Raw genomic sequence first — 14,956 nt, 5'->3', positions numbered from 1 at the left:
GCTAATATCCCGCTATGATTTGTCAAACCTGCCTGTTTCTATCATCCAACAGCCAAGATCCAACATCTAATGTCTAAAATGGTGGGCGATGACAGGATCGAACTGCCGACATCCTGCTTGTAAGGCAGGCGCTCTCCCAGCTGAGCTAATCGCCCTTATGGATATTGGATGTTAGACTTTGGATTTTAGATCTTTATCTAACATCGCTTCTTAATTTATCGTCAGACCTGTCTAATGGAATTATCCAATAGCCAATATCCAACGTCTACAGCTAATTTGGTGACCCGTGGGGGAATCGAACCCCCGATACCGCCGTGAAAGGGCGGTGTCTTGACCGCTTGACCAACGGGCCACATGAGATAAGCCTTTCGTTTAGCCTATCAGTGTCACGCAGATTATTATAGCGTATATTGGGGCTTTTGACAATAGTTTTTTACATAATATTTGAAAAGTAAATTCAGGAATAATGTAACATAACCGGAGGAAAGGTTATCATCAGGCTTGCAAGCTGCTACCAACCCTTTGTCAGTTCCATAATTCCCTCCGCCAGCGTACCGCGCCAGCTTAAAAAATCATGTCCGCCCTGAAACTCCCTGTAGACCACTTCATATCCTTTGGCCAGCAAAACATCACGCAAATGACGGTTGGCGGCAAGAATGGAACGTCCGCTGCCAGTCAGATCAATTTCACCTGACCCGGCTTCCAGATAGAAGCGCAAAGGCAGTTTCTCCTTTTCTAAAAACAAGGATACCATATAGTTCGGCTGCGTTGGATCAAAATTATGAAGCTGGCCGGTTAGGGCCGGCGGCTGCCACCAAAAGGAGCCGGACTGGGACAACACGCCGCCAAAAATCTCCGGATAATTCAATGCAACATAAGCCGCGGCCAAACCGCCGTAACTTGCCCCGGTCACAATAGCCCGGCCCGGTTCGCCGGTTATATTGTAATTTTGGCGCAGCCAGGGGACCAGCTCTTCAGCAATAAAAGCCGCCCATAGCCGATTACATGGCAGGTCGCGGTTGCGGGCGGAGCCGGGGCCGTTTCCTACCAGCACGGCAACCAAAGGCGGAATTTTCCCGTCGGCCAACAGGTTATCCAGTATTGTAGCGGTTGGAATGCGTGTCAGAAACCACTGTTCATCAAATACCAGCAATAAACCGTATGGAGGGGCCTGCCGGGAATAGCCCGGCGGCGTGTAAACCGTCACAAACCGGTTATTACCCAGCTTTGCGCTTTGTAAAGAATAACGTTTAAGACTGCCGCAGGCTATGCCGGAGCGCAGGCTGGTCCATGGCTGTTGAGGCGCAGCAGGCATTTCCAGCAAAGACATTTCTTCATACCTGCTGTCCGAATCGGAAAAACAGCGCCGGGGATTAAGTGGATCAGCCTGGGCGGAAGCAAAAAAGATCAGTCTGTCGTACAGGGTGCTATCCATGTCCGGCGGTAGCCCGGAGCGGGCATTCACCAGGATTCGATACGCAAACCTGCCGGTTGACGGCAACTGAACCGTTGTATAGCAAACATCAGTTCCCTCAATCCTCAGCATCTCATACTCATTGGGAAGAACTGTCTTGAATAACAGGTGGACCCTTACATTTTGTTCCATTCCCCGCCAAAGAAACGTACAAAGAGCAAGCTCAGGATTGTCCGGATTCTCTTCCAGCAGCGGTGTTCCCAGGCGTTTGATCTCCCGCCAGAACAGTTCCACTGCCCGAGGGTCATTATTCAGTTCACGCCTCAGCCGGATAATCCGCTGTCCTTCCAGACGGGGCTTGCTGTTCTCCCTGATCTGCTCCGCCACTGTCAGCCGCTGCTTCCATTCCAGTATGTAACAGCCCGCCCCGGCGGCAAAATCCAGCTTTATGCCATACACTTGCGCAGTTTCCGCCACAAATGCGATGGGGAACTCCCCGTTATGGTCAATGATTAACCCTTTAACGCGCCTGCCGGCAGAATCAATGATGGCCAAACTGCCGCTCAAACCGCTGGTCTTTAGCGTCACCAGCGCCAGCTCCTGTAAGCTCAACTCTATACTATACCGTTTAACCACCGCCCCCGTCACATTTGCCTGCACCGGCTGCCCGGCTTCAAGCCGCAATACTTCGTTCCCCTGCTCCAAATATTTACAATCCATAGTTTCTCTCCTTTATTCGTTTACCGCCGCTCCGGGAAACAGCCACTGAAGCGCTGCCTGAAAGCGGCCGGGCTGCAAAAAAAAGTCCGGCCCATGCGCAGCTCCCGCTTGCAGCGCCAGCCGGCAATGGTCCGGCGAAACTCCTTTCTGCAATAAGATGTCATAGGCTTGCCGGGTTTTTTCCAGCATTGCAGCCTGAAGATTTGTCTTTCCGGCGCCCTCCAGCGTCCCGACATCCAGATAAATTTTCTGCTGAGCGTTGGCAAGTGCGGCGGTTCTCATGAAGTCCATAAAGCCTTCATACCAGAAAGAGCCTGAAATAGAGCCAATGCCGCCAAAAATATCGGGATACAAGTATGCCGCATACATTGAAATCAAGCCTCCCAACGAAGCGCCGATAATTGCTGTATTTTCCGGACTGGCGAGGGTCCGGCAGGTATCATCAATATACGGCTTCAACTGATTGGCTAAAAAGTCAAGATAGCCCCGGCCCTGGCCGCCAAAAGGAGCAAAACGTCCCGAAAGGGCCGGAGACGGCCAGGGCGTATATTCGTCATTGCGCCGGCCGGGTTTGATGCCGACAAAAATCAGCCTTCGTATCACGCAGCGGCTGAACAGTTCCTCTAAACTGCTTATCTGATGAAGAAACAGATCGCCCCCATCCTGTACATAGACAACAGGAAACCGGTCCTGGCCGTACGCATATTCCGGCGGCAGGTACACGGACAAATCACGTCCCATGACTGTTATGTATCTGAGCAAGCCGTTCACTCGTCACCTTGGCAGGCAGCCGCATCGGACTGAGGGTTATCATAGCTGAAGCACACCGGAACCCCCTCAGAGGAATCAAACATAATCCGCGCTTCAATACTAAACACCTGTTTTAATACTTCCGGCGTAACAATTTGCTGCGGACTGCCGCAGGCAATCACCCTTCCCTGTTTGACCGCGGCAATGACATGAGAAAATCGGGCGGCCTGATTAATGTCATGCAAAACCATAACTACCGTACACTGCCGTTCCCGGTTTAGCTGCCGGACAATTTTCAACACATCCAGTTGATGCACAATATCCAAATACGTCGTCGGCTCGTCTAGCAACAAAACCTCTGTCTCCTGGGCCAACGCCATGGCCAGCCAGACTTTCTGCCGCTCACCGCCGGACAAACTGCCCAGCGCTCTTTTTCGAAACCGGGCGATATTCGTCATTTCCATCGCTCTTTCTATGGCCTGCCGGTCGGCGGCAGCCTGATTCGGCCCCTTTCCCCGATGGGGAAACCGGCCGTACCCAATTAACTCCTCCACCTTTAATTCATTTGGAGCAACCGGATTTTGCGGCAGCAAAGCCAGCCGGCTGGCAATATCCCGGGTATCCAGACTCCTCATATCCTGCCCGTCCAAATATACAGCGCCGGACTGAGGCTTAAGAATCCGTCCCAATGCCTTTAACATGGTGGACTTTCCACAGCCGTTCGGCCCGATAATCGTTGTTATCCGCCCGGTTTGAACCAGGAAGTCAAGCCCTGTAAAAATTACCTGGCGGTCATAGCGGATTTCCAAATTGTCGGCTTTAAGTATTCCCATTATTAAACCACCTTTTCCTGCCTTGCAACGCCTAAATTACAGGGCATTAATTCTTTTGAGTAAATAATAAATATATAAAATAAGGCGCTCCTACTAATGAAATAATAATTCCCACCGCAATTTCCGCTGGGGCAAACAAATTCTTGGCAATAAAATCCGCCATGATCACCAGGAGCATCCCTAACAAGGCGCATAATGGAATGATCCGGGAATAATGAATACCAGCCAGCCTTCTAGCCAAATGAGGGACAATCAGGCCCACAAAAGCAATACTTCCCGCTACTGAAACACAGGCGCTGACCAGGCCGGTAGTGCAAACAAGTAACAATGTCTGTTCTCTCTCCACTGAAATTCCCAGACTGCGCACAGAGATTTCCTCTAGCTGCAGCAAATCCAGCATATCCGCCTTATGTAAAAGTACCGGAAATAAAAGGAGAAACCACGGCAATGTAACGATAATGTATTGCCAGTTTGCATTCAGCAGGCTTCCCATACTCCAAACGGTAGCCGTAAGAAAATCAGCCGGATTCATTTTCAGCATAATATAGAGCGTAAGAGCGCTTAGACCGGAGGCAAGGGCAATACCGTTTAATAAAAAACGCTGATGATCAAGTCTACCGTTGTTCCACGAGAATAAATACACAAACAGAGCTGCCGCAAGGCCGCCGGCCAAGCCAAAAAAAGGCATCAACAGGACGGCCAGACCATCGCTGCCGGACATTTGTCCATGATAAAAAAATATAAACAGCACAATTGCCAACCCTGCGCCGGCATTGATGCCCAATATTCCGGGATCAGCCAGACCGTTGCGGGAAATCCCCTGCAAAACCGCCCCGGCAACCCCCAGGCCTGCGCCGGCCAGTCCGGCAATGATCAGACGCGGCAGCCTGAATTGCTGGATCAGCACATCATGCTCTCCGGTGCTATGGAGGCCCAACAGCGTCAGTACTGTATCAGCAAAGCTAAGTTCAATGATTCCATAACTTAAGCTGGCATAACAAAAAGCCGAAACTAGTCCTCCCATGACCAGCATAACTGCCCAATAACGACCTTCACCTTGCTTAAGCATACCGGTTGCCTCCCTTTTTCCTGGCCAGATAAAGAAAGAACGGCACACCTACCAGTGAGGTAATAACATCGACCGGGGTTTCAAAAGGATAATTCATAAAACGGCTTAACAAATCCGACAACGACAGGAAAATTGCGCCGATTACACCCGAGCATGGAATAATCCCCTTGTAGTCAGCCCCGGTAAAAAACCGGACAATATGAGGAATAATCAAACCAACGAAAGCAATCTTTCCGGCTAAGGCCACAGCGCTGCCGGTCAGCAGCATGACAGCGGCACCGGCCGCAATTTTCACCGCCAGCGTTCGCTGCCCTAAGCTTATCGCTATATCCTCACCCATGGACAGTATGGTGACTGACCTGCCCAGCCGGCAGGCAATCAGCATGCCGGTCAAAATAAAAGCCACAGCCAGATACACCTGCCCTGGCTGCAACTGGTGCAAACGGGCATGATACCAGAAACTGATGTCCTGGGGAATTTGAAAATAAACAGCCACTGCAGCAGCCAGACTGCTCAGGAATGCTCCAATAACCGTACCGAGAATTGCCAGTCTGACCGGTGACAGACCGTTGGGCAGGATGCTGCCAATACCGAAAACAATTCCCGCCCCCAGCGCCGACCCGGCAAACGAGAAAACAATCCGTTCCAAATCCGTAGCCTGAGGCAGAAAAACCATACTTAAAGTAATTGCCAGCACCGATCCGTCGCTAACTCCCATAATACCGGGCTCCGCCAGATAATTTCTGGTAACACCCTGCATCAGGGCCCCCGCCATGGCCAGCGCGCCGCCAATCAGCAGTGTGCCAACAGCCCGTGGCAGCCGCGAATTGATGACAATCTGATGATCTATATTGGCCGGGTCAAATTGAAATAGCGCCGACCGGATGAGCGCCGGGTCAATGTGCTTAGCGCCCAGAAACAATGACAAAACAGCCAATAGTACAATAAGCGCCAGGCCTGCCAGCCAAAGCATCCCGGGGAAATAGTTCTTTACCTGCATTCGTTCCACTCACTTTTATCCTTTTTTATTGCGATAATTTTTCCACAGCAGCATGTAAAAACTGAATTTTACCCCCTACCGCCACTCCTTGAATCAATGGATCGACACTATTAATAAATACCCTGCCGTTCTTGACAGCTTTGAGCCTTTGCCAGACCGGGTTTCGCTGCAAATCCTCCAGGGCCCTGGGGTTAGCGGGACTTTCGCTGACCTCGTACTGCAGGAAAATATAGTCAGGGTCGATCTCGCTAAACTTTTCCATTGAAATAACTTCCTGCGCTTTGACCGACTTTATTTCCACCGGCACCGCCAGCCCCAGCTCCTGATAGAGGATATCATTGTAAAAAACATCTGGCGGATAAACGAAAATATTGCCAACCCGGATGCGTATGGCCACAACTTTTTTATTTTTTACGGCCTCCGGCAAACGTTTTTTTGCTTCCGCAAGGTCTTTCCGATAGCTTGCTAAGATTTCTTGCGCCCGCTCCTGCCTGCCGGTCAATTCACCGAGAAATTGCAAATTAGCCTCTCCGTCACTGGGGAAGTGAGAAATTGGTATGGTTGGAGCAATTTTCTGCAACTGAGCCGTAGTCGCAGCCGGAAACTTATCACTGCTTACAATAACATCCGGCCTGAGCTTGAGAATTGCCTCAAGGCTGGGCTGCATTCTTTCGCCTATCGGCTGGGCGTCGGCAGTAATATCAGCAAATAAGGCCGGAAAAACCCCGCCGATGGTCATCACGCCGGCAGGCTTAACGCCGAGCAGCAGCAGATCCTCCAGGGCCTCAAGCGCTCCTGTTACCACAATCCGTTCAGCCCTTTCAGGCAATAGATAGGTCATCCCCTTATATTGCAAGCTCCGTTGCTGCTGTTCCTGGGATTTTACCGCACCCGCAGCGCCTGAGTCCGCATGGCGGGCCAGATAAATACCGCCGATGCCAGCCCCTGAAATTAAAACAATCAGACCCCAAATCACCAAGCTTCTTTTCATTTCCCTGTCCTCTCTCCTCTATATAACATCAGTCAGCATTTTCCTCTAACTTTATTGTTTGATACCAATTATCATTATCCTCCTTTTTTGACTTCTATTTCTCAAATATAACTTTCTTCGAGCAAATCCCGCCATGCTTTGGCTCACTGAGGACAAATCTGCTGTACCAATCCATTACGTTAAGAAGCAAAAAGGAAATTAACCCTTGACAAAAATTACCACGCAGATTTATAATTTGACCAGGTCAAATTATATTTTTTTGAGGTGAAATATATGCCCCGAATTGCCCTAGACCCCAAAATCCGAATCGATGAAATTTTAGATACGGCCGAGCTTCTATTTTCAGCAAACGGCTACCGCAAAACAACCATCCAGGATATCACTAACAAAATGGGCGTCGCCAAAGGAATGATCTATTATTACTTTAAATCTAAGGAGGAAATACTGGAAGCAGTCACTAACCGTCAACTCTCTACCCTGCTGACAGATATGAAAAATATGGCCTCCTCTCAGCTTATTCCCCCGTCCCGAAAGATTGAATTCATGATAAATGCCATTTTTCGCACGGCTCAATATAGAGATGGATTGCTATTGGATGTTTTATCTGATGAAAAACATTTGCATATCAAAAATAAAATCAATCGCCAGGGTATTCTCTTGCTTAAACCATGGCTGCTAAAAATAATTGAAGAAGGAATTCTGAAAGACTGTTTCCATGTTGCTAATCCCGATATCGCCATCAATTTTATCATGTCGACCCTGCAATGCATCACGGACGCATTATTCGAGAAAACATCAGACGAACCAATGGCCTGCCATTTAAGAATAGCTGAATCTCTTATTGAAAAAATCTTGGCACTACCGGAAAAAACTTTGCATTTCTCGCTTAAATAAAATAAATCAACAAAATTATTCCAATAGAATTTTCGTTGGATGTTTTTTTTAATTATTAATTGACCCATTCAAAAATACCTTTTATTTTGCTAAAACGACACTACTTTCCAGGACACATATAGACTATAGCAGATACTATCTGCATTGACCAACGAATGGTTGGTCTTCTACAAGCATCACCTGCCAGCCGATCATTCTGCCTGAAGCAGCTTTTTCCCTTTTATTTGAACCGGTCAAATTTTCGCGTGTCATTTTGAGGATACGCACTCATTTTACGAATGGGAAAGGAGCAGTACCGTGTGTACGCATTTGCAAGAACTAACCATTGAAGGCATCCCGATTCGAGCTGATCCTTCCTTATCACCGCAAGAAGTCCGGCAAACCGTCTATGAAATCCTGCAAGACTGGACCTGGGAAGGACGACACCTGGGGAAAATTGAGCTTATCCGCAATGGACAATGGGTGCATATCTGCTCTTATGAAAAGCCGATTACCCAACTTATTCCCGCAAAATATTTAGTTAAGGAGTGAAAGCATGCAATCGTTTCTCCGGTTCACGAAACTGCCTAGAAAAAAATTGTATTACGCGTTAGCCGCAGCAGCCATTCTTTTCTGTGTTGGCGGTACTATAATCTGGAAAGGACACAACCAGTCCCAACCCGTAACTCAGGATATTCCCTTGGTACGTACTGCTGTGATTGGAACAGCCAATACACCCCAAGGCTATACTTACTCCGGGGAAGTGCGCGGCCGCTATGAAAGCCAGCTGGCTTTTCAGGTCACCGGTAAAATAGTCAAACGCAATGTAAACCTCGGCAGCACGGTGAGCGCAGGCGATGTGCTCATGCAAATCGATCCCCGGGATCTGCAGCAGACCGTTAACAGTACTTCAGCCCAGGTTTATTCCGCTGAGTCGCAACTGAGACTGGCAGAAAGCAACTTACACCGTTACCAGCAGTTATATGCGCAAAATGCCATCAGCCGCGCCCAGCTGGACCAGTATGAAAATGCCTATGAAGTAGCTCAGGCCGCCGTGCGGCAAGCGTCCGCCCAATATGCTAAAGGTTCTAACCAATTGGATTACAGCCTGCTCTATGCCGATAAATCCGGCGTTATTTCCAGCATCAGCGCCGAAGCCGGACAGGTAGTCAGCGCCGGCCAGACGGTACTGACCATTGTTCAGGACGGCGAGAGGGAAATCGAGATCAGTGTCCCGGAAAACCGCATCGAAGAGCTGCGTAAGGCAGCAAAGCTTACCGTATCCTTTTGGGCCCTTCCCAACATAAATACAGAGGGCGGCGTACGGGAAATCGCACCCATGGCCGACCCAACAACCCGCACCTACAAAGTGCGGATCAGCTTGCTCAACCCACCGCCGGAAATCAAACTCGGCATGACGGCCGCCGTTAACGTCGTTAGCGCCGGCGATCAAACAAGCAGGTTTCCCACTATCCCTCTATCGGCGGTCTATCAAACCAATGACACTCCTAACGTATGGATTGTAACAGACCAGACTGTTCGTTTACGTCCCATTCAAATTGGCAGCTTCGGCAATGCCGGGGTCCAGATCCTCTCCGGACTAAATCCGGACGACACCATCGTAACGGCCGGTGTCCATAAGCTGCGCGAAGGACAAAAAGTGCGGATAGCGGATGGTGATCGCCAATGAAACCGTTTAATCTGACCGAATGGGCCCTAAATCATAAACAGTTAGTCTATTATTTTATCGTCGTCATCTTTCTGGGCGGAGTTTTTTCCTACCAGAACCTCGGCCGGATGGAAGACCCCGACTTCACCATCCGTCAGATGCTCGTTACTGTAAACTGGCCTGGCGCCACCGCCCGTCAGATGGAAGAGCAGGTGACCGATAAAATCGAAAAGAAACTGCAGGACACACCGGGACTGGATTATCTAAAAAGCTATTCCCGGCCCGGCCAGTCCATCATCTATGTAGTTCTGAAAGACGATGCCGTCACCGAAAGTCAAATCCGCCCTATCTGGCTGGAAGTGCGCAATATGGTCAATGATATCAAAGCCACTCTGCCCCAGGGCGTGGACGGTCCTTATTTTAACGATCGCTTTGATGATGTATATGGCTGTGTCTATGCCTTAACCGGCGACGGTTATACCTATGAAGAACTGCGGGAAAAAGCGGAAACTACCCGCCGGACCCTGCTAGGTGTGCCAGGCGTAAAGAAAATAGAACTGATCGGGGTCCAAACGGAAAAGATTTATATAGAAATGGAGACGACCAAACTGGCGCAACTGGGCATCACCCCAGCGGGCATCACCAATGCTGTGCAGGCGCAAAATGCTATGGCGCCGTCCGGCATGCTGGAAACGGTTTCGGACAATGTCTACCTGCGCATCACCGGCATGTTCGAAAATCTGGATGATCTGAGAAATGTTCCCATTCGTGCCGGCGGACATACCTTCCGTCTCGGCGATATCGCCAAAATTGAACGCAGCTATATTGAACCGCCGGACGCCCAAATGTATTACAATGGCCAGCCTGCCGTCGGCCTGGCGCTGTCTATGGAAAAAGGCGGCAATATTCTGGTCTTAGGCCAAAACCTGGATAAAATCTTGTCTCAAATAGCAAAAGACCTGCCGGCAGGTTTGGAATTGAATACGGTGGCCAATCAGCCGAACGTCGTAAAATCATCGATTGACGAATTCGTCAAATCCCTGCTTGAAGCCGTCATCATCGTATTAGTCGTCAGTTTCATCAGTCTCGGCATGCGCTCCGGCATCATTGTTACCTTGTGCATTCCCCTGGTGATTACCGGCGTATTTGTAGCGATGCAGTCCCTGGAGATTGACCTGCATAAAATTTCATTAGGTGCACTGATCATTGCCTTAGGCCTACTTGTCGATGATGCCATCATTGTCATAGAAATGATGATTGTAAAACTGGAGCAGGGCTGGAGCCGGTTGGATGCCGCCTGTTATGCCTACAGTTCCACCGCATTCCCCCGCCTGACCGGGGCGCTGATCACTTGCGCCGGTTTTATTCCTGTAGGATTCTCGAAAGGCAGTGCGTCCGAGTTTCTCGCCAGCATTTTTTTCGTCGTCACGATTGCCCTGCTGCTGTCCTGGATCGTCGCCGGCATGGTTACGCCCCTGCTGGGCTATAACCTGATAAAAATTCCTCCAGCCGGTAATACACCCGGTCACGATGTTTACGATACCCGGTTTTACCGGATGTTTAAAAAACTATTAACCGGCTGCCTTACCCACCGCAAAAAAGTCCTGACAGCTACTGTTGCCTGTTTTGTAGGTTCCATTCTCTTACTTGGACTGGTCAAACAGGAATTCTTCCCGGCCTCCACCCGGCCGGAATTAATTGTGGAACTGCAACTGCCGGAGGGATCCTCCCTGCAGGCGACTCAGCAGGAGGCGGAACGGTTCGCCCAGAACTTCGCCGCTGACGACAATGTTATCAATTACACCTATTACGTAGGCCAGGGAGCACCACGGTTCGTGTTAACCGCCGAACCTACCATGCCCAACAGCAACTTCGCCCAATTCATTCTCACGGCCAAAGATTTACGGGCCCGCACCGAATTATCGCAAAAAGCCCACACCCTATTGGCCAGCGAATTTCCCAACGTGCGCGGCAACATCAAACTGATTAAAACCGGCCCTTCCGACCCCTACCCGGTCATGCTCCGGGTCAGCGGCTCCGACCATGATAAAGTCCGGGCCATTGCCCGCCAGGTGCAGGACAGCATGGCAGCCAATCCCCAGCTGACCGGCATTAATCTGGACTGGAATGAGAAAAGCAAAGTCATGCATCTTTCCATCGACCAGGACAAGGCCCGCATGCTGGGCCTTGACAGCCAGACCCTGTCCTCAAGCCTCCAGGCCCTGCTGTCCGGCACTACCATTACCCAATTCCGGGAAAAAGATAAAACCGTCAGCATTGATTTCCGCGTTGATCAGGCCAATCGCGAGGACCTTTCCCGAATCAAAGACCTCAATATCCACATCGGCAACGGCAAGTACATTCCGCTGGATCAAATCGCCAAAATCAGCTACGAGTCGGAAGAAGGCCTTATCTGGCGCCGGGACCTGAAACCCACAATTACCGTCCAGGCCAATACAATTGAAGGCGTAATGGGGAACGATGCCAGCAAAGCGGCCTACGATAACCTAAAAGAACTCCGGGCCTCCCTGCCGCCCGGCTACAGCATCGAAATCGGCGGTCCCATGGAAATGAGCATCAAAGCCACCAACTGGCTGATGCAGCCAGTACCGGTGATGATATTCATCATCATGACTTTACTCATGTTCCAGCTGCAAAGCATCCCTAAAATGGTGCTGACTCTCTTAACGGCTCCGCTTGGCATTATTGGTGTCAGCCTCGGATTACTGCTGACCGGGCGCCCTATGGGCTTTGTCGTGCAGCTTGGTCTGCTGGCACTGGCCGGTATTATTATGCGCAACTCAGTCATTCTCATCGACCAGATTGAACAGCAGCTCCAAGCCGGAGAACCCCTATGGGATGCCATTATCAACGCTACCGTCGCCCGCTTCCGTCCCATTCTCTTAACCGCAGCAGCCGCCATACTCGGCATGATTCCTCTTGTTTCCAGCGTCTTTTGGGGACCGATGGCCATCGCTATTGCCGGCGGACTGTTTGGCGCCACTGTGTTGACGCTCCTGGTACTGCCAACCATGTATGCGGCCTGGTATAAAGCCAAGCAGCCCTGACAGGGAACCGGCAGGATGAACAATAAAGGCCCCGGAGCGCAGTATCATTAATCCGCGCTCCGGGGCCTTCTCCGCTTGCATTGTTGTATGGTTGTTGTAAAAAACAAAAAGCCTCCCGGAAGCTAGGTCCGGCGAGGCTTTAATTTTCTGGTGATCCACCCGCGACTCGAACGCGGGACACCCTGATTAAAAGTCAGGTGCTCTACCGACTGAGCTAGTGGATCATGCTCACAAGATATAATTATAAATTATTAAACTATATATGTCAACGGGTATTGTTGCAAACTTCGACAAAAACCGTTTTATACACTGACGCCCCGCTTTAGGGTGCGTACCGAATCCAGATAATAACGGACAATAATGGCCGAAATCACAATCAGGCCGCCAAGCAGGGCATACTTCCCCGGCAACTCTCCCAGCAGCACAAAAACCCATACCGGATTTAGTATTGGTTCAATGGTGGTAATAAGAACAGCCTGGAGTGCATTAACCTGCCGGATAGCCCAGGAATAAAGCACATATCCCAGCCCTAACTGAAATACCCCCAGCAAAAAAATCGCCGTTAGATTTTGCGCAGTCACCGCTAAACCTCCCAAGAAAGGAAGGCTGATCAAAAAAGCCAGGATATTGCCCAGTAAAACCGAGCCGTATGGCGCTCCGTCTTTTTGCATGCGCATGATGACAATAAAAACCGCAAAACTGATCCCGGCGGCAATGGCCAGCAAATTGCCCAGCATCGCGCCTCCCGCTATTTGGTCAAAAAAGAAAAAAACCATGCCGGTCAACACTGTCCCTATTGTACACCAGTCCCGGCTGGTGGTTTTCTCGCCCAATAGCCAGCCTCCCAGGAGAGCGACAAAGACGGGAGCGGTATATTGCAGCAGAATGGCGTTTGCCGCTGTGGTTAATTTGGTTGCAACAACAAAACAACAGACGGTGCTGCAATACGCCGCCGCCCCGGTCCACTGGACTCGCGAAAATGCCAGGCGCTGCGGCCTGAACGCCGCGCCAATAACGATAGCGGCAATTGCCCCGCGCAATCCTGCAATCGCCATAGGATTCCAGTCAATCAGCTTGATTAGCACTCCCCCCATACTCCAAAGAACTGCAGCCAATACTAAAAACAATACTGCTTTTTTATGCTCATCCATAAAATTCCTTCTTTTCCTTTGTATCCTGCAAGAGTATCAGCCAATAAAGTAACCGCCTGTTACCAAAACAGACGGCTCTTTGTCTAAAATTTATTGAAACATTTCGTGTAAAATCATTGTCTGATCCCGACCCGGACCAACCGATACAATGCCGATTTTAATTCCGGTAACTTCACTTAAACGTTCCACATACCGGCGCGCGTTAGCCGGTAAATCAGCATAGCTGCGAATCCCGCTGATATCGGTCTGCCAGCCTTCAAACTCTTCATACACTGGCTCGACTTCGGATAAAACCTTTAGGCTGGCTGGAAATTCGTTAAGCTGCCGGCCTTTGTATTGATAGCCGACGCAAATTTTCAATGTCTTAAGTTTATCCAGAATGTCCAGCCGGGTAATGGCCATATAGTCAATACTGCTCAGGTTGCCGGCATAACGGACAACGCAGGCATCCAGCCAGCCGCAGCGACGCGGCCTGCCGGTAACAGTCCCAAACTCACGGCCTTGCGTTCTAATTTCGTCACCGGTTGCATCCAACAGCTCCGTTGGGAACGGCCCCTCACCCACTCTGGTGGTATAAGCCTTCACCACGCCAATCACTTTACTAATCTTGCTTGGCCCGATTCCGGCCCCGATGCAGGCCCCTCCGGCAATGGGATGCGACGACGTAACATACGGATAAGTGCCATGATCCAAATCCAGCAAGGTAGCCTGAGCGCCTTCGAACAGTACTTTTTGTCCGGCGTCAATTGCCTGATTAAGCACCGTCGAAGTGTCGGTAACATAAGGACGCAGCTTTTCAGCGTAACCCAGATACTCCGCCTTAACTGCCTCAAAATCAAAACCGGCTTCATTATATACTGCTCTCAGCAAATGATTTTTGGCTTCCAGATTACGTTCCAGCTTAGCGCTGAATTCTTCTTCGTCCAGCAGATCAACCATTCGAATGCCGCTCCGGGCATTTTTATCCATATAGCAGGGACCAATGCCCCGCTTGGTGGTGCCTATTTTGAAATCGCCGCGATATTCTTCTTCTACCGCATCCAGCAACCGGTGATAAGGCATGATTACATGCGCCCGGTTGGAAATACGCAGTCCGGACGGGTCGATCCCCTTTTCCACCATGCGCTCAATCTCGGTAATGAGAACAGCCGGATCTACCACCACGCCATTGCCAATGACGCAGCGTTTATTCCGATACAAAATCCCTGAGGGCAACAATTGCAACTTAAACTCATTTCCATCAACAACAACGGTATGGCCGGCATTATTGCCGCCCTGATAGCGGACTACCACATCAGCCTTCTCGGCTAAATAATCCACAATCTTGCCTTTTCCTTCATCACCCCATTGGGTGCCAATGACTACGATTGCCGACATAAACTTCCACCTCTTTTAATTGGCTGGGATTTACAGGCTGC

Annotated in this window: 12 protein-coding genes and 3 tRNA genes; 4 read left to right on the top strand and 11 right to left on the bottom strand. The window is 50.1% G+C overall.

Features of this window, described 5'->3' with window-relative positions; genetic code table 11:
• Positions 1 to 79 precede the first annotated feature (79 nt).
• From BLR06_RS15955 to BLR06_RS15920, 8 genes are all read right to left on the bottom strand, one after another.
• A tRNA-Val gene (locus tag BLR06_RS15955) sits at positions 80 to 155 on the bottom strand.
• 122 nt (positions 156 to 277) lie between these two features.
• A tRNA-Glu gene (locus BLR06_RS15950) sits at positions 278 to 352 on the bottom strand.
• Positions 353 to 511: 159 nt separating this feature from the next.
• Entirely contained in the window at positions 512 to 2,134 is a 1,623-nt protein-coding gene (gene fes, locus BLR06_RS15945) for an enterochelin esterase (protein WP_092074589.1), read from the bottom strand.
• 12 nt (positions 2,135 to 2,146) lie between these two features.
• Complete coding sequence (locus BLR06_RS15940; RefSeq protein ID WP_422699888.1) at positions 2,147 to 2,905, bottom strand: alpha/beta hydrolase; 759 nt, start codon at positions 2,903 to 2,905, stop codon at positions 2,147 to 2,149.
• Positions 2,902 to 3,717, bottom strand: coding sequence for an ABC transporter ATP-binding protein (locus BLR06_RS15935; protein WP_092074587.1), 816 nt, complete (start codon positions 3,715 to 3,717; stop codon positions 2,902 to 2,904). The genes BLR06_RS15940 and BLR06_RS15935 overlap by 4 nt, the downstream gene beginning before the upstream one ends.
• A 46-nt stretch (positions 3,718 to 3,763) precedes the next feature.
• Positions 3,764 to 4,786: a FecCD family ABC transporter permease gene (locus BLR06_RS15930; protein WP_092074586.1), complete on the bottom strand. Its 1,023-nt coding sequence runs from the start codon at positions 4,784 to 4,786 to the stop codon at positions 3,764 to 3,766.
• The gene (locus BLR06_RS15925; RefSeq protein WP_092074585.1) at positions 4,779 to 5,786 is read right to left on the bottom strand and encodes a FecCD family ABC transporter permease; all 1,008 of its coding nucleotides are present in this window, start codon (positions 5,784 to 5,786) and stop codon (positions 4,779 to 4,781) included. Before BLR06_RS15925 ends, BLR06_RS15930 begins: the two co-directional genes overlap by 8 nt.
• Before the next feature lie 25 nt (positions 5,787 to 5,811).
• Entirely contained in the window at positions 5,812 to 6,777 is a 966-nt protein-coding gene (locus BLR06_RS15920) for an ABC transporter substrate-binding protein (RefSeq protein ID WP_092074584.1), read from the bottom strand.
• Between the two features lie 273 nt (positions 6,778 to 7,050).
• Between BLR06_RS15920 and BLR06_RS15915 the strand changes: the two genes are divergently transcribed.
• The 4 genes from BLR06_RS15915 (at position 7,051) to BLR06_RS15900 (ending at position 12,387) form a co-directional block, all read left to right on the top strand.
• Complete coding sequence (locus BLR06_RS15915; RefSeq protein ID WP_092074583.1) at positions 7,051 to 7,671, top strand: TetR/AcrR family transcriptional regulator; 621 nt, start codon at positions 7,051 to 7,053, stop codon at positions 7,669 to 7,671.
• Positions 7,672 to 7,968: 297 nt separating this feature from the next.
• A complete protein-coding gene (locus BLR06_RS15910) occupies positions 7,969 to 8,202 on the top strand; it encodes a hypothetical protein (RefSeq protein ID WP_245698185.1) in 234 nt (77 codons plus the stop codon).
• A 4-nt stretch (positions 8,203 to 8,206) separates the two neighbouring features.
• Positions 8,207 to 9,340, top strand: a complete 1,134-nt coding sequence (locus BLR06_RS15905; RefSeq protein ID WP_092074582.1) for an efflux RND transporter periplasmic adaptor subunit — start codon at positions 8,207 to 8,209, stop codon at positions 9,338 to 9,340.
• Positions 9,337 to 12,387: an efflux RND transporter permease subunit gene (locus BLR06_RS15900; protein ID WP_092074581.1), complete on the top strand. Its 3,051-nt coding sequence runs from the start codon at positions 9,337 to 9,339 to the stop codon at positions 12,385 to 12,387. The genes BLR06_RS15905 and BLR06_RS15900 overlap by 4 nt, the downstream gene beginning before the upstream one ends.
• A gap of 148 nt (positions 12,388 to 12,535) precedes the next feature.
• Here the strand turns inward: BLR06_RS15900 and BLR06_RS15895 are convergent.
• The 3 genes from BLR06_RS15895 to BLR06_RS15885 form a co-directional block, all read right to left on the bottom strand.
• Positions 12,536 to 12,611: transfer RNA gene (locus BLR06_RS15895), tRNA-Lys, on the bottom strand.
• 78 nt (positions 12,612 to 12,689) lie between these two features.
• Positions 12,690 to 13,538 (bottom strand): DMT family transporter, encoded by an 849-nt coding sequence (locus BLR06_RS15890; protein WP_092074580.1) that lies wholly within the window; start codon positions 13,536 to 13,538, stop codon positions 12,690 to 12,692.
• Between the two features lie 90 nt (positions 13,539 to 13,628).
• Positions 13,629 to 14,915 carry an adenylosuccinate synthase gene (locus tag BLR06_RS15885; RefSeq protein ID WP_092074579.1) on the bottom strand — a complete coding sequence of 429 codons (1,287 nt, stop codon included), beginning with the start codon at positions 14,913 to 14,915 and terminating at the stop codon, positions 13,629 to 13,631.
• Positions 14,916 to 14,956 lie beyond the last annotated feature (41 nt).

The organism is Dendrosporobacter quercicolus (assembly GCF_900104455.1).
GTDB lineage: Bacteria > Bacillota > Negativicutes > DSM-1736 > Dendrosporobacteraceae > Dendrosporobacter > Dendrosporobacter quercicolus.
Note: the sequence above shows the minus strand (reverse complement) of the source record. Positions and strands in the feature narration are given on the sequence as shown.

Excerpts from the sequence above, each read along its gene's own strand:
- fes (WP_092074589.1), bottom strand. The coding sequence starts at position 2,134 with ATGGATTGTAAATATTTGGAGCAGGGGAACGAAGTATTGCGGCTTGAA.
- BLR06_RS15935 (WP_092074587.1), bottom strand. The coding sequence starts at position 3,717 with ATGGGAATACTTAAAGCCGACAATTTGGAAATCCGCTATGACCGCCAG.
- BLR06_RS15930 (WP_092074586.1), bottom strand. The coding sequence starts at position 4,786 with ATGCTTAAGCAAGGTGAAGGTCGTTATTGGGCAGTTATGCTGGTCATG.
- BLR06_RS15925 (WP_092074585.1), bottom strand. The coding sequence starts at position 5,786 with ATGCAGGTAAAGAACTATTTCCCCGGGATGCTTTGGCTGGCAGGCCTG.
- BLR06_RS15920 (WP_092074584.1), bottom strand. The coding sequence starts at position 6,777 with ATGAAAAGAAGCTTGGTGATTTGGGGTCTGATTGTTTTAATTTCAGGG.
- BLR06_RS15915 (WP_092074583.1), top strand. The coding sequence starts at position 7,051 with ATGCCCCGAATTGCCCTAGACCCCAAAATCCGAATCGATGAAATTTTA.
- BLR06_RS15905 (WP_092074582.1), top strand. The coding sequence starts at position 8,207 with ATGCAATCGTTTCTCCGGTTCACGAAACTGCCTAGAAAAAAATTGTAT.
- BLR06_RS15900 (WP_092074581.1), top strand. The coding sequence starts at position 9,337 with ATGAAACCGTTTAATCTGACCGAATGGGCCCTAAATCATAAACAGTTA.
- BLR06_RS15890 (WP_092074580.1), bottom strand. The coding sequence starts at position 13,538 with ATGGATGAGCATAAAAAAGCAGTATTGTTTTTAGTATTGGCTGCAGTT.
- BLR06_RS15885 (WP_092074579.1), bottom strand. The coding sequence starts at position 14,915 with ATGTCGGCAATCGTAGTCATTGGCACCCAATGGGGTGATGAAGGAAAA.